The 14,564-nt window shown below is 47.2% G+C and carries 12 protein-coding genes; 1 reads left to right on the top strand and 11 read right to left on the bottom strand.

From position 1 onward, the window contains the following. The first annotated feature begins 158 nt into the window (after nucleotides 1-158). On the top strand, nucleotides 159-1,130 hold the full coding sequence (locus AAY47_RS09965) for an EAL domain-containing protein (protein ID WP_047769394.1): 972 nt from the start codon (nucleotides 159-161) through the stop codon (nucleotides 1,128-1,130). A 325-nt stretch (nucleotides 1,131-1,455) separates the two neighbouring features. Here AAY47_RS09965 and AAY47_RS09970 read toward each other — a convergent pair whose 3' ends face one another. The 11 genes from AAY47_RS09970 to nuoE all read right to left on the bottom strand — a co-directional run bounded on the left by AAY47_RS09970 (nucleotide 1,456) and on the right by nuoE (nucleotide 14,564). Next, the gene (locus AAY47_RS09970) at nucleotides 1,456-2,205 is read right to left on the bottom strand and encodes an SDR family NAD(P)-dependent oxidoreductase (RefSeq protein ID WP_047769396.1); all 750 of its coding nucleotides are present in this window, start codon (nucleotides 2,203-2,205) and stop codon (nucleotides 1,456-1,458) included. Between the two features lie 423 nt (nucleotides 2,206-2,628). Further along, nucleotides 2,629-4,086, bottom strand: coding sequence for an NADH-quinone oxidoreductase subunit NuoN (gene nuoN / locus AAY47_RS09975; RefSeq protein ID WP_047769398.1), 1,458 nt, complete (start codon nucleotides 4,084-4,086; stop codon nucleotides 2,629-2,631). Between the two features lie 6 nt (nucleotides 4,087-4,092). Beyond that, nucleotides 4,093-5,613 carry an NADH-quinone oxidoreductase subunit M gene (gene nuoM / locus AAY47_RS09980; RefSeq protein WP_047769400.1) on the bottom strand — a complete coding sequence of 507 codons (1,521 nt, stop codon included), beginning with the start codon at nucleotides 5,611-5,613 and terminating at the stop codon, nucleotides 4,093-4,095. 19 nt (nucleotides 5,614-5,632) lie between these two features. Continuing rightward, on the bottom strand, nucleotides 5,633-7,495 hold the full coding sequence (gene nuoL, locus AAY47_RS09985) for an NADH-quinone oxidoreductase subunit L (protein ID WP_047769402.1): 1,863 nt from the start codon (nucleotides 7,493-7,495) through the stop codon (nucleotides 5,633-5,635). Continuing rightward, nucleotides 7,492-7,794, bottom strand: coding sequence for an NADH-quinone oxidoreductase subunit NuoK (nuoK, locus tag AAY47_RS09990; protein ID WP_045971435.1), 303 nt, complete (start codon nucleotides 7,792-7,794; stop codon nucleotides 7,492-7,494). The genes nuoL and nuoK overlap by 4 nt, the downstream gene beginning before the upstream one ends. Beyond that, the gene (gene nuoJ / locus AAY47_RS09995) at nucleotides 7,794-8,324 is read right to left on the bottom strand and encodes an NADH-quinone oxidoreductase subunit J (protein ID WP_047769405.1); all 531 of its coding nucleotides are present in this window, start codon (nucleotides 8,322-8,324) and stop codon (nucleotides 7,794-7,796) included. The genes nuoK and nuoJ overlap by 1 nt, the downstream gene beginning before the upstream one ends. A gap of 12 nt (nucleotides 8,325-8,336) precedes the next feature. After that, nucleotides 8,337-8,879 carry an NADH-quinone oxidoreductase subunit NuoI gene (nuoI, locus tag AAY47_RS10000; protein WP_047769406.1) on the bottom strand — a complete coding sequence of 181 codons (543 nt, stop codon included), beginning with the start codon at nucleotides 8,877-8,879 and terminating at the stop codon, nucleotides 8,337-8,339. Between the two features lie 16 nt (nucleotides 8,880-8,895). Continuing rightward, entirely contained in the window at nucleotides 8,896-9,873 is a 978-nt protein-coding gene (nuoH, locus tag AAY47_RS10005) for an NADH-quinone oxidoreductase subunit NuoH (RefSeq protein ID WP_047769408.1), read from the bottom strand. Further along, nucleotides 9,873-12,596, bottom strand: coding sequence for an NADH-quinone oxidoreductase subunit NuoG (nuoG, locus tag AAY47_RS10010; protein ID WP_152669798.1), 2,724 nt, complete (start codon nucleotides 12,594-12,596; stop codon nucleotides 9,873-9,875). Before nuoG ends, nuoH begins: the two co-directional genes overlap by 1 nt. Nucleotides 12,597-12,657: 61 nt before the next feature. Beyond that, the gene (nuoF, locus tag AAY47_RS10015) at nucleotides 12,658-14,022 is read right to left on the bottom strand and encodes an NADH-quinone oxidoreductase subunit NuoF (RefSeq protein WP_047769413.1); all 1,365 of its coding nucleotides are present in this window, start codon (nucleotides 14,020-14,022) and stop codon (nucleotides 12,658-12,660) included. Continuing rightward, on the bottom strand, nucleotides 14,019-14,564 hold the full coding sequence (gene nuoE, locus AAY47_RS10020) for an NADH-quinone oxidoreductase subunit NuoE (RefSeq protein ID WP_047769415.1): 546 nt from the start codon (nucleotides 14,562-14,564) through the stop codon (nucleotides 14,019-14,021). The genes nuoF and nuoE overlap by 4 nt, the downstream gene beginning before the upstream one ends.

Raw genomic sequence — 14,564 nt, forward strand, 5'->3', positions numbered from 1 at the left:
TTATTTCCCGTCTTTAAATTCTTCCTGTAACATAGCCGAAGTTGTTTTCGCAAAAAAAGGGCCTCTTTTTTTTGTAATCAATAAGTTAATAAAATTTTGCATGGTTTGGATAACAAGCCTACTGTTAAGTAACAGGCTTTATCAAGAAAGGAGATATGATGGGGCTGGATCTGAAATCATACCGATCCCTGTATCGGATATTTGTGATGTTATTCATCACCATCACTGCCAGCACTGGCTTTATATTTTGGAGATTATTTTCCAATTATCAGGATAATATCCAACCAGATGTAGAATCTGCATGTGTATTTATTTTATTGTCTCTGCTTACGTTCATATCAGCGGTATTTTTTTATAAACATACCAAAACCATTACTATCCCAGAATATCGTTTGAAAAAAGCGATTAAAAATCAGCAATTCATCCCCTATATACAGCCCATTATTTGTAGTAAAAACAATGAAATCATTGGATGTGAAATCCTTGTTCGCTGGCAACACCCAATTCATGGCTTATTGACGCCAAATAAATTTATCGCACAAATTGAAAAATCAGATTTTATTATTCCCTTAACGCATAACCTAATCACCCAAGTGAGAGACTATTTTTCGCCTATTGCTCATCAATTACCGACAAATTTCCATTTTAACTTCAATATTAGTGCAAGACATTATAAAGATATTAGGTTAATTGATGATTGTCATTATTTTCTGACATCATTTCCAGCAGATTCCATCAAACTGATTTTGGAAATTACCGAACGAGAATTATTGAAACTCGATAATCATACTATTAGTTTATTCAATAAGCTGAATGAATTAGGTGTATTAATTGCACTGGACGACTTTGGCACAGGTTTTTCTAATTACAATTATTTACAAAAACTTAATGTTAACTTAGTGAAAATAGGACATAACTTTATTAGCAAAATGAATACCGATATGATTTCAAAAAATATTGTGGAAAATATCATTGACCTTGCCCAGCGATTGCATCTGGAAATTGTGGCTGAAGGAATTGAAAACCAAGAACAGGTTAATCAGTTAACGAACTATTCTGTCGATTATTTGCAGGGATATTACTTTGACCGTCCGATGCCGTTGGAAGAGTTTGTCAAAAAATGGTTATGACAAGAATTCTCCCTGCAAAAACGCTTTACGGGGCCTTTAGCTTTGACCATTTCTGTTCCATATGCTGTCCAATGGTAGCCGCTGAGGTTCTTTGGGAGCTTTTTGTAATGACGTATTCGCCCTAATCAAAAAAGGAGAGATTAATTTCGGATGAATGGCAAGATATGACGCATCATATTGAAAATAAACTCCCTCTTTATTCTCTACCAATTGCCCTACAGGATATTACTTCCATCAGAAACTAAAAAGACGGATTGAGTACAGCCATGTACCTGTCCGTCATGGATCTTATTATGTATCAACTCAAGAGATCGGTATTTAAAGTCTATTTTACCATTAAACCGCCATCAACGGGTAAACAACAACCTGTAATGAATTCCGCTTTGTTACTCGATAACCACACAATAGCATTCGCTACTTCTTCCACTTCCCCAATCCGTCCAATTGGGTGGGTGTCACCATAAGCATCTAAATTATTACCAAACACACTGACTGACATATCTGTCCTGATTAATCCTGGACACACGGCATTAACCCGAATATTTAACTTTGCCACCTCTAAAGCAGCAGATTTTGTCAATCCAACCACCGCATGTTTACTGGCAGTATAGGCACACCCTCCTGCATAATTCGCTTTTAAACCTGAAACTGATGCGACATTTACTATTGCTCCACCTGATTGCTCCATTAACGGTATTTCATACTTCATACATTGATACACGCCCGTTACATTCGTCGCAATGACCTCATCCCATACTTCATCTGGATATTCGGTTATTTTAGTAAACGAAGCACCGAACATTCCGGCATTATTAACAGCAATGTCCAAACGGCCATAATGCTCTTTAATATATGAGAAGAGCCGCTTAATGTCTGACTGTTTGCTCATATCGGCAGAATAGAACTCACAATTAGTATTATGTGGCATTTGTGCTATTGCTTTACTACCTTTATCAACATTTCTCCCTACCAAAAGAACTCTTGCATCCATTTTCGCAAATTCAATAGCAGTAGCCAGCCCTATTCCGGCTGTTCCTCCAGTGATCAATACCACTTTATTTTCAAATGAATTCATGACATATATCCCCTTATTAAATCAATAAATAGTTAACCTCTCCTTATTTCTTAAAATTACCGCACACCATAACTGTAATCAGAGTGAATTTCCCCCATAATAAAACTTTCACCTGATCTTATCTTACAGTGAACATTTTGAATTTTATGCCTAACGCTTTATATTTTATATGTTAAAAATCATCAGAGCCAAAATGCATTTAATTCATGAAAATATACCAATCCAACTTCAGGATGCGTGTTATATTTCCCCGCGCAGCGGGAAAATATAAGGCTTTGCGTCGGCCCACTTGTGTTCGATGGGATTCAAATACGAGCAGTTGCCGCATGCTTCGGGTGTCGCTCTGCTCAAAAAAACCCAGACAACGATGGCTGGGTTTTTTGAATAGTTTCTTTAGCTTATTGTTTACAGAACACTTATTGTTTACAGAACACTTTTCGCCTGCTGAACAATATCAATCAGCGGTTGTGGCCAAATACCAAGGATCAACACCAGTAATGCACTGAGCAACACCACAATCCCGCCAGAGGTAAATGCCCAATTGCGTGGTGTATCACGGTTCAGCGCTTTCGGGGCTGGCAGGTACAAACTCACCATCACGCGTAGATAGTAGTAAAGACCGATGGCACTACCCACGACAACGGCACCAGTCAGCCACCACAAGCTTGCTTCAACACCTGTCGCGATGACATAGAATTTGCCAATGAAGCCAAATGTTAATGGTATTCCCGCCAACGACAACATCATGACGGTCATTACCGCTGACAGGATCGGTTTATGCCAGAACAGGCCACGATATGAGAACAGTGAATCCGCATCTGGCCCTCTGTATGGGCTGGACATCAAGCTGACCACGCCAAATGCCCCGATACTGGCGAGCAAATAACCGACCAGATAAATACCTGCCGTCTCTTCTGCCAACGTATGATCTTTGATGGCAACCAATACCACCAGCAAATATCCCAAATGGGCAATGGATGAGTAACCCAGCAGTCGTTTGATATTGCTTTGTGTTAATGCCAACAAGTTACCAAACAGGATAGATGCGATAGCAATCACCGTGAGCAGAATACGTAAGGTTGTGCTTTCAGCCACTGGTGCTTCAATGAATAAGCGCATGATCACGGCGAAAATCGCAACCTTACTTGCCGTTGCCAGAAAGGTCGATACCGGGGCGGGCGCACCTTGATAAACATCCGGTGTCCACAGTTGGAAAGGCACCAGGGAAAGTTTAAAGCCCAATCCTACGATCATCATCCCTAAGCCAGCCAGCACTAACGGTTCATGCAGTTTGCTATCGCTCAAACTCTCGCCGAGTGATGCGAAAGATAAATCACCGGATTCGGCATACAGCAATGCAATACCAAACAGCAGGAATGAAGATGCGGCCGCAGACAGCAACATATATTTGATGCCTGCTTCCAACGAACGTTTCTGGCGATATGCATAACCCACTAAACCAAACAGCGGCAGGGTGATCAATTCAATTCCGATAAACAGTGATGCCATGTGGTTGGCCGAAGAGAGCAGAATTCCCCCAGCCGCCGCGATCAACACTAACAGATAAAATTCTTCTTTATTATCGGGATAATTTTCCAACCATGAGTAGGCAAATGTCGTTGTTGCAAGGCTCGCAATCAGCACAAGGGCAGTATAGAACATTGCAAAACGATCTACATGAATCAATGGCGTGACATCCATTGGCTCTTGTTGTCCCACAAAATAGAGAGAGAACAGAGCCAGGTTTAGACCCATTACCGTCAGGGTGACATTGGTGAAATGATCGCGTCGCCACGCAATGGACAACATCACAACCACCACCGTCAATCCGACGATCAATAGCGGCAACAGTGCGATCAATTGTTCAGGAGTTATTGTCATGGCGAATTACGGCCTTGTAGTTAAAAGTGAAGCTGAATACCCATTCTGGATGTGACTCATTGCTGCGGCTGAGGTATCAAGGATTGGCTGCGGGTAAACACCCAAAATCACCAGCAAGACGACCAACAACAGCAGAATGGAAATTTCACGTACATCCATTCTCTGTAAAGGTTTATCCGTTTTTGGCGTACCGTAATAAGCCTTCTGCATCAAGTACAGTGCATAAACGGAAGCAAAAACCAAACCGAACACGGATACCGTAGTAATCAGGGTAAATTTACTGAAGCTGCCAAACAGGATCATAAATTCCCCGACAAAGTTACCGGTTCCTGGCATACCCAATGTGGCTACCGCAAAAAACAGGGATATCGCAGGCAAGAGTTGAATTCTTCCCCATAATCCGCCCATTTGGCGCATGTCTCGGGTATGCAGGCGTTCATAGAGCTGACCACACAGAATGAACAGCCCTGCGGCTGACAGGCCATGTGCAATCATCTGGATCACCGCGCCCTGATAAGCCAATTGGCTACCTGTGTAAATGGCGATAAGCACAAAGCCCATGTGAGAAACACTGGTATAGGCAATCAAGCGCTTGATATCAGTCTGGCTGAATGCCATCCACGCACCGTAGAAAATACCAATGACGCCCAGCCACATGGCAATCGGCGCAAATTCCGCAGAAGCTTGCGGGAACAGAGGCAAACTGAAACGTAACAAACCATAAGCCGCTGTTTTCAGCAAAATCCCTGCAAGGTCAACTGAACCGGCTGTTGGGGCCTGACTATGGGCATCTGGCAACCAACCGTGTAAAGGAACAACCGGCATTTTCACCGCAAATGCAATGAAGAAACCCAGCATTAGCAAGTATTGAACGGTGTTTGACATCGGCGTATCCAACAGTTTTTCATAGTTGAATGACCATTCGCCGGTTGCATCATGGTGAATAAAAGCCAGTGCCAGAATCGAAATCAACATCACCAAACCGCTAGCCTGGGTATAGATGAAGAATTTCGTTGCCGCAGTGATACGGGTTTTACCTTCTGAGCCTCTGTGTCCCCACAGGGCAATCAGGAAGTACATCGGTACTAGCATCACTTCCCAGAAGAAGAAGAACAGGAACAGGTCGATGGCAAGGAAAACCCCCATCACCCCCCCCAGTATCCACAACAGGTTCAGGTGGAAGAAGCCCTGGTATGGCTGGTTTTCATTCCACGAACAGAGGATCGCCATCAAACCCAGTAATGCAGTCAATACCACCATCAGCAAGGATAAACCATCCAGTGCCAGATGAATGCTAATGCCAAAACGTGGGATCCACGGAAGCAGGAATTCTGATTGCCACTGTGGTATGCCCTGTGGGTTGGTAAGTGTATAACCACCCTGTAACCACAGGTACAGGGAGAGTAACAGCGTCAGTCCCATCGCCAGAAGCGCTATCCAACGCGGCATACGAGTGCCGAAGCGCTCGGCCTGCCAACACAACAGGCCTCCGATGAAGGGCAGAAGAATTAGCCAAGGTAGTAGCATGGCGCAATGTGTCCCTTAATTAAACCAAAAGCAGCAGAGCTAAAACCAGCACTGCACCCAACCCCATAGAGGTAGCGTACCAACGGACTTGTCCGTTCTCACTCCAACGAAGCCCTTTATTGCCCCAACGTGACAATATGGCTGGAATGTTCATCAGTGAGTTCAAAGGATCACTTTGCAACAAACGGGTGATGCCCTTGAATGGTTTTACAAATACCCAGTCATACAGCGCATCAAATCCCCAGGCATGGAACCACCATGTGGAGAAGAAACGCCCCGCTGCACTGTTCGCTGTGGCATTGACCACACCACGTTTGCCCAGATACAACGCAGCCGCCAGCAAGATACCGACAACGGCAACCACACCAGAAACGATTTCCAATGTCATTTTGCCATCATGCCCTGCCGCACTGTTTTCTGACAAAACACTCTCAGGCAGGACACCCGCCAGCGGTGGCACAATCAGCGCACCCACAAACGTGGACAACACCAGCAATACTGACAATGGCAAGGTATGAGTAATGCCCTTGACTGGATGAGCATGGGTATTTTCTTTACCGTGGAACACGATGAAGATCATGCGGAAGGTATACAGTGATGTCATCAATGCCCCAATCAGCCCCGCCAGCATCAGGTTCATATGACCATTTGCCAACGCGCCCCACAGGATTTCATCCTTACTGTAAAAACCGGCTGTCAGTAATGGCAGTGCCGACAACGCAGAGCCACCCACCAGGAAGCAGAGATAAACAAATGGGATACGCTTACTCAGCCCTCCCATCTTGAAGATGTTTTGCTCATGGTGGCAGGCCAGAATCACCGAGCCAGAAGCCAGGAACAGTAATGCTTTGAAGAACGCATGGGTCATGAGGTGAAAAATTGCGGCATCCCACGCTTGTACACCCAATGCCAGAAACATGTAGCCAATCTGGCTCATGGTGGAGTAAGCCAGTACGCGTTTGATATCTGTCTGTACCAGTGCCGCGAAACCGGCCAGCAGCAAAGTGATCGCACCAATAATACCGACCAAGTGTAAGATATCAGGCGCCATCAAGAACAATGCATGGCTACGGGCAATCAGATAAACCCCAGCGGTCACCATCGTCGCGGCGTGGATCAGCGCAGAAACGGGTGTCGGACCGGCCATCGCATCAGCCAGCCATGTTTGCAATGGCAACTGCGCGGATTTACCGACAGCCCCCCCCAGAATCATCAAGGTTGCCCAGGTGATCGCGCCAAAACCTGCTTCAATATATTGTGGTGCCAATACCGCCAATTCGCGGAAACTCAGCGTACCAAGCTGGTCGTAAAGGATAAACATACCAATGGCAAGGAATACGTCACCAACACGGGTCACAATGAAGGCCTTCATTGCCGCCGCGCCATTGGCCGGGGTTTTGTAGTAGAAACCGATCAACAAGTAACTGCACAGGCCGACGCCTTCCCAACCGAGATACATCAACAGCATATTATCTGCCAGTACCAATACCACCATACTGGCGATAAACAGGTTGGTATAGGCGAAGAAACGGGAGTATCCCTCTTCACCACGCATGTACCAAGACGCGTAGATGTGGATCAGAAAACCCACGCCAGTCACCACACTGAGCATCGTCAGTGACAGACCATCCAGCACCAGATTAACCGGAATGCTGAAATTATCCACTGCCATCCAGTTCCACAACGTTTGGCTGTAAACCCGCCCCCCTGCCCCATCCTGTGCAAGAAAATCAAGTGCTACCCAGAATGTGACTAATGCTGCCAGCCCAACAGAACCTATCCCGATGGTGGCTGACATATTTTCAGACCAGCGGCCACGGGAAAATGCCAATAGCAAAAATCCCAGCAGTGGCAGCAGAATGGTTAAATAGAGTAAGTTCATCCGCGCATCTCACTGACTGTATCAATATTCAGGTTTTGGCGACGACGGTGCAGCTGTAGTAACAGTGCCAACCCGATACTCGCCTCGGCGGCTGCCAGAGTAATGGCCAGAATGTACATCACCTGACCATCAGGCTGGAGCCAATAGCTGCCAGCAACGACAAACGCCAGCGCTGAAGCATTGATCATGATTTCCAACCCGATCAGCATAAATAACAGATTGCGGCGGATAATCAGGCAGGTGAAGCCTAATATGAACAGAATAGCCGCCAGAATGAGGCCATGGTGTAACGCTATCATTATTGTTGGTCCTCCGTACGAGTGCTGATCACTTCCCCTTGCCGATTTTCACGGCCGATGTGGTAAGCCACTATCAATCCTGCCAACAACAGCAAAGAGGCCAGCTCGACCGCCAGTACATAAGGGCCAAACAGGCTAATGCCCACTTCTTTGGCACTGACCACTTCACCACTGATTTCAGCGGATGTCAGTGTACTGATGGCATAAACCAGCACAATCAACAGCACAACAGACAGGATTGACGGGCCAATCCAGGCTCTGGGTTGTAACCAGCGCCGTTCCTGCTCGACAACTGATTTGCCTAAATTCAGCATCATCACGACGAAGACGAACAACACCATAATAGCGCCCGCGTAAACGATGATCTCCAAAGCACCCGCAAAATAGGCACCCATTGAAAAAAACACAACGGACAATGCCAACAAGGAAATAATCAGATACAGCAGTGCATGCACTGGATTCGTATGGGTTATCACCCTGAGTGTTGCCAGAATAGCAACCAGCCCTGCGACATAAAATGTAAATTCCATGAATATCGTTCCTTACGGCAACAGGCTTTTAACGTCGATAGGCTTGGCCTCATTGTCGGCTTCACCTTTATCTTTGCCGTCAATCGCCATACCTGTCTTACGGTAAAAGTTATAGTCAGGATATTTACCCGGCCCTGAAATCAGCAGATCTTCTTTCTCATACACCAGATCCTGACGCTTGAATTCACCCAGTTCAAAATCCGGTGTCAACTGAATAGCGGTAGTTGGGCACGCTTCTTCACACAGACCACAGAAAATGCAACGCGAAAAGTTAATGCGGAAAAATTCAGGATACCAGCGCCCATCTTTATGCTCGGCTTTTTGCAGTGAGATACACCCTACCGGACATACTGCTGCACACAAGTTACACGCAACACAACGCTCTTCACCGTCAGGATCTCGCGTCAGGACGATGCGTCCACGGTAACGGGGCGGCAGATAAACCGGCTCTTCCGGATACATTTTTGTTTCGCGTTTATGGAAGGCATGAAGCCCTATCATCCAAATACTGCGTACCTGGGTGGCGAAACCGACCACTAATTCTTTCAATGTCATGGTTCAATCGCCTCCTTTATTGAGCGTTGTATAAAATAACTGCGGCTGTCGCTAGCATATTCAGTAACGTTAACGGCAGACAAACTTTCCAGCCAAACGACATCACCTGATCATAACGAGGACGCGGCAAGGCAGCGCGGATCAAGATGAACATCATCATGAAAAATGCTGTTTTCAGCGCAAACCAGACGAACGGCGGCAAGAAAGGCCCATTCCAGCCACCAAAGAATAGCGTGACGATCAAAGCAGATACCGTCACAATCGCGATATATTCCCCGACAAAAAACAGACCGAATTTCATACCGGAATATTCAATGTGATAGCCGTCAGCCAGTTCTTGCTCTGCTTCCGGTTGGTCAAAGGGATGACGGTGGCATACCGCTACCCCCGCAATGGCAAAAGTCAGGAAGCCAAAGAATTGAGGAATAACATTCCACACATGTTGCTGTGAGTTGACGATATCCACCATGTTAAAGGAGCCGGCTTGTGCCACAACGCCCATCATGGACATACCGAGGAAAACTTCATAACTCAGTGTCTGTGCGGATGCCCGCATCGCACCCAGCAGGGCATATTTGTTGTTACTCGCCCAACCAGCAAATAGCACGGAATAAACCGCCAGACCTGCCAGCATCATAAAGAATAAGATGCCGATGTTCAGGTCTGCGACCATCCATGTCGGGCTTACCGGTACAATCACAAAGGCCAGAAGCATTGAGCAGAATGCAATGACAGGAGCCAGGGTGAAAATGGCCCTGTCAGAAAAGCGGGGTGCCCAGTCTTCTTTAAAGAACATTTTGATCATGTCTGCAACAAGCTGCAATGAACCGCCCCAACCGACTCGGTTTGGCCCATAACGGTTTTGAAACAGGCCAAGGATACGGCGTTCAAAGAAACTCATGAATGCCCCGCAGATAACCACGACCAGTAGAATGACAACCGCTTTCAGTACAGCAATCAGGATTTCAATGACCTCGGGAGTAAACCAGCTCATTATGCAACCTCCCGTAAGTTATGGACTAATTTGCCTGCCAGGATCGGCGGTACACCCGACATTCCCAGAGGCAAGCCGATTTGCCCCTGGGCCAGATTACCACTCAAGCGCACGGCCAAACGCAGTTTCTGCCCTTCACAATCAAATGCCATTACTGCGCCTTCTTTCACCTTCAAATGCTCCGCATCTTTATGATTGAACATCACATACGGTTCAGGCATACGCTCCTGTATTACATCAGAACGTTGGGACAGTTCTTCACTACCGAACAGATGGAAATAGGGCGCAACATGCCATTGATCTTTTTGCGCAGTGAATGCGGTCGGGATAGTGTCAAAATAGTTTAATCCACCATCAACCGTTTCAATTAAACGAACCCCCGGATCGCCAAAACGCAGCTTGCCACCAACTTCCGCCTGAAATTTATTCCACGCTTGTGGTGAGTTCCAGCCGGGTGCCCATGCAAATGGGATTTGCTGGCGTGGTGCATATGGGCTGTTGTTCCCTTCCATTGAGAAAGCAAATGCGGTATCGATATCCTGGGGTTGGCGCTGCTCATGGACACTGACATCAGCCAACATTGCCGTACGGCCGCTGTAACGATGAGGTGAACGCGCCAGTTTTTGCCCACGAATACGGAATGTCGCATCGGGAGCCGCATTTATAATGCCTTTGAATTGCGGCATCACTTTGACACAAGCGGCTATCACGTGATCAAGCTGTGTCCAGTCAGTTTGGCACTGTGTATAAGTAGTATACAGGGAATGCATCCAGCGCCAGCTTTCCAGCATAACGATAGATTTGTCATAAAATGCCGGTTCGTAAACCTGGAAATAGCGCTGAGCACGACCTTCCTGATTCACCAACGTACCGTCACTCTCTGCAAAACTGGAGGCTGACAGAATCAAATGCGCCTTATCCATGATGGCGGTGCGCTGATGATCCACGACAATCAGGTTTTTCAGGCTATCCAGTGCGCGATCTATCTTATCCGCCGGCGCATGACGATATAGATCGTTTTCCATCACAATGGCGGTGTCTGAATCCCCTTTAGCAATATGCTGCAAAGCAACATCCAATGGCTGCGCTTCCATCATTGCCAGCCCCAGACTATTGGCATACGCAGCAACATAAGAAAGGCCGACATCTGCGCCTTTATCTTTCAACGCCCATGCAATATTAGCGGCAGCCTGAATCAAGGCATCGCTGCCTGAATTGCTACCACTGATAATCAATGGCTTTTTCGCATCACGTAATGCCTGTGCAATGATTGCCACTTTCGATTTCAGTTCATCCGGCAGACCATCAACCGCAGGAGCGATATTGTTCAGGGCATGTGCCACGGCAAAGCCTAAGCGAGCCTGATCATCAACCGGTGCACGGTAACTCCATGCGGCAATATCATCCAGTCGGGTTTCATCAACACTGGTCAGGAAAAGAGAATACTTGGCATGTTGACCAATATTCATCACAGCCGCAATCTGCCAGTCTGCCACTTTCTGAGCAGCCGCCATTTCTCGCGCTTTGCCTTTCACTGCCTGACGCACAGATAACGCCATGCGGGCAGCCGTTTGGGTCAGGTCTTCCCCTAACACCAACACCGCATCATAATCTTCAATTTCACGTAGAGATGGCGTATAGACGCCCCCTTGCTGGAGAATTTCTAACATCGTATCAAGGCGATGTTGTTCTTCCGCTGAAATACCACTGTAGAAGTTTTCGGCACCAACCAATTCACGCAAGGCAAAATTACTTTCAATGCTGGCACGTGGTGAACCGATGCCAATGGCATTTTTCGCCTGACGCAAAATATCTGCGCCTCCTTGCATGACTTGCTCGGCATTCAATGAAATCCACTGATCGCCACGCAATTGTTGTGGCTGGCGAGGACGGTCGTCGCGGTTGACATAGCCATAACCGAAACGCCCTCGGTCACACATAAAGTAGTGGTTGACAGTGCCGTTATAACGGTTTTCTATCCGGCGCAGTTCACCGTAGCGTTCTCCAGGACTGGTATTACAACCAATGCTGCACTGTTGACAGATGCTTGGCGCAAATTGCATGTCCCATTTACGGTTGTAGCGTTCTGAATGTGTTTTGTCGGTAAATACCCCTGTTGGGCAAATTTCAACGAGGTTACCGGAAAATTCACTTTCCAGTGTGCCACTTTCAGGGCGACCAAAATAGACGTTGTCATGAGCACCATAAACGCCAAAATCCGTTCCATCCGCATAATCTTTGTAATAACGGACACAACGGTAACAGGCGATACAACGGTTCATTTCATGAGCAACAAATGGTCCCAATTCCTGATTTTTGTGAGTACGCTTGGTAAAACGGTATTTGCGGAATGAATGCCCCGTCATTACTGTCATATCCTGCAAATGACAGTTACCCCCTTCCTCACAAACTGGACAGTCGTGGGGATGGTTGGTCATTAACCATTCCACAACACTGGCACGGAACTGTTTAGCTTCATCATCATCAATGGAAATATACGTGCCATCTGATGCGGGTGTCATACAAGACATCACCAGACGACCACGCGTATCTTCCGCATTTTGATATTGCTTCACCGCACACTGGCGGCAAGCGCCAACGCTTCCCAGCGCTGGATGCCAGCAAAAATAAGGTATATCAAGCCCCAATGAGAGGCAGGCTTGTAACAGGTTATCAGCCCCGTTTACATCATATTCTTTGCCGTCTACATGTATCGTAGCCATAGTCAGCATGCTTCCCAATGGCCTGCCGCAGCAGGCGTTAATCAAAAATTAGCGCTGTCTGTTACCAACGCTGGTTGAGCAGGTTTGGTTGAATACCTGCAATCAGGTTGGTATTGCCGTAATCTTTGGTGACAATTCCTGCTTCAAACTCTTCACGGAAATATTTAATAGCACTCTGCAAAGGTTCCACAGCACCTGGCGCATGGGCACAAAACGTTTTGCCCAGCCCAAGAAAACGACAGAGTTGTTCTAATGTTTCAATATCACCTGGCTGGCCTTTGCCACTCTCAATAGCCCGGAGGATTTTGACACTCCACGGCAAGCCATCACGGCATGGTGTGCACCAGCCACAAGATTCACGAGAGAAGAATTCTTCAAGATTGCGGGTCAGGGAAACCATATTGATCTCATGATCCACTGCCATTGCCAGTGCGGTTCCCAAACGACTACCCGCTTTGGCGATGTGCTCAAAATCCATTGGCAAATCCAAGTGGTCTGCGGTCAGGAAATCGGTTCCTGCCCCTCCGGGTTGCCAGGCCTTGAATTGCAGGCCATCACGCATTCCTCCCGCGTAATCTTCAAGAATTTCACGGGCGGTTGTGCCAAAAGGGAGTTCCCAAAGACCCGGATTTTTGACCCGACCAGAAAAGCCCATCAGTTTAGTGCCGGCATCTTTACTTTTGCCGGCACTCAGACCGATATACCACTCTTTTCCATGCTCAAGAATTGCAGGCACGTTACACAAGGTTTCGACGTTGTTGACGCACGTAGGTTTGCCCCATACGCCCGCTGTCGCAGGAAATGGAGGTTTTGAACGTGGGTTTGCCCGGCGCCCTTCAAGGGAGTTAATCAGGGCGGTTTCTTCACCACAGATATAACGTCCCGCACCCGTATGAACAAACAGTTCAAAATCAAAACCACTGCCCAAAATGTTCTTGCCAAGCAATCCGGCCGCTTTCGCTTCCTCTATGGCTTTACGTAAATGGACAGCCGCTTCGACATACTCACCACGCAGGAAGATGTAACCGCGATAGGCTTTCAATGCAAAGGCACTGATTAACATGCCTTCCACCAACAGATGAGGCAGTTGCTCCATCAATAGGCGGTCTTTGTAAGTGCCCGGCTCCATCTCATCCGCATTACACAACAAATAGCGGATATTCATGCTTTCATCTTTTGGCATCAGGCTCCATTTCAAGCCTGTTGAGAAGCCCGCTCCACCACGGCCTTTTAAGCCAGCATCTTTAACCAGTGCGGTAATTTCATCAGGAGCCATGCCCTTCAGTGCTTTTTCGGCTCCTTTATAACCATTTTGGCTCCGGTATTCATCCAGCCAGACAGGGTGTTGGTCATCACGCAACCGCCATGTCAGGGGATGAGTTTCCGCTGTGCGGATAATTTCTTTCACTCCTGAATGCGTTGTCATGGATATTGCTCCAGTAATTTTTCAATTTCTTCGGGTTTCACGTAACTGTGGGTGTCCTCATCAATCATCATCGTAGGTCCCTTGTCACAGTTCCCCAAGCAGCAGGTTGGCAACAGTGTGAAACGCCCATCGGCCGTGGTTTGCCCCGGACGAATGTCCAGACACGCTTCTATCGCTGCCTGAACACCCTGGTAACCCGTGATGTGACATACGACACTGTCACAATACCGGATAATGTGGCGTCCCACTGGCTGCCGGTAAATCTGGCTGTAAAACGTCGCCACCCCTTCCACGTCACTGGCCGGAATACCCAGTACCCCAGCAATGGCATAAATGGCACCATCCGGCACCCAACCACGCTGCTTTTGTACAATTTTCAGTGCTTCGATTGACGCAGCACGCGGATCTTCGTAGTGGTGTTTTTCCTGCTCAATGGCATTACGTTCGTCAGCACTCAATACAAACTCATCCGGTGTCTGAGCGTCCGTTACGTTAACCACATCAAGGCGTGCTTGCTTGTTTGCGTTAAATTCACTTTGCAT

The organism is Xenorhabdus griffiniae (assembly GCF_001028135.1).
Classification (GTDB): Bacteria; Pseudomonadota; Gammaproteobacteria; order Enterobacterales; family Enterobacteriaceae; genus Xenorhabdus; species Xenorhabdus bakwenae.

Excerpts from the sequence above, each read along its gene's own strand:
- AAY47_RS09965 (WP_047769394.1), top strand. The coding sequence starts at position 159 with ATGGGGCTGGATCTGAAATCATACCGATCCCTGTATCGGATATTTGTG.
- AAY47_RS09970 (WP_047769396.1), bottom strand. The coding sequence starts at position 2,205 with ATGAATTCATTTGAAAATAAAGTGGTATTGATCACTGGAGGAACAGCC.
- nuoN (WP_047769398.1), bottom strand. The coding sequence starts at position 4,086 with ATGACAATAACTCCTGAACAATTGATCGCACTGTTGCCGCTATTGATC.
- nuoM (WP_047769400.1), bottom strand. The coding sequence starts at position 5,613 with ATGCTACTACCTTGGCTAATTCTTCTGCCCTTCATCGGAGGCCTGTTG.
- nuoL (WP_047769402.1), bottom strand. The coding sequence starts at position 7,495 with ATGAACTTACTCTATTTAACCATTCTGCTGCCACTGCTGGGATTTTTG.
- nuoK (WP_045971435.1), bottom strand. The coding sequence starts at position 7,794 with ATGATAGCGTTACACCATGGCCTCATTCTGGCGGCTATTCTGTTCATA.
- nuoJ (WP_047769405.1), bottom strand. The coding sequence starts at position 8,324 with ATGGAATTTACATTTTATGTCGCAGGGCTGGTTGCTATTCTGGCAACA.
- nuoI (WP_047769406.1), bottom strand. The coding sequence starts at position 8,879 with ATGACATTGAAAGAATTAGTGGTCGGTTTCGCCACCCAGGTACGCAGT.
- nuoH (WP_047769408.1), bottom strand. The coding sequence starts at position 9,873 with ATGAGCTGGTTTACTCCCGAGGTCATTGAAATCCTGATTGCTGTACTG.
- nuoG (WP_152669798.1), bottom strand. The coding sequence starts at position 12,596 with ATGGCTACGATACATGTAGACGGCAAAGAATATGATGTAAACGGGGCT.
- nuoF (WP_047769413.1), bottom strand. The coding sequence starts at position 14,022 with ATGACAACGCATTCAGGAGTGAAAGAAATTATCCGCACAGCGGAAACT.
- nuoE (WP_047769415.1), bottom strand. The coding sequence starts at position 14,564 with ATGCAAAGTGAATTTAACGCAAACAAGCAAGCACGCCTTGATGTGGTT.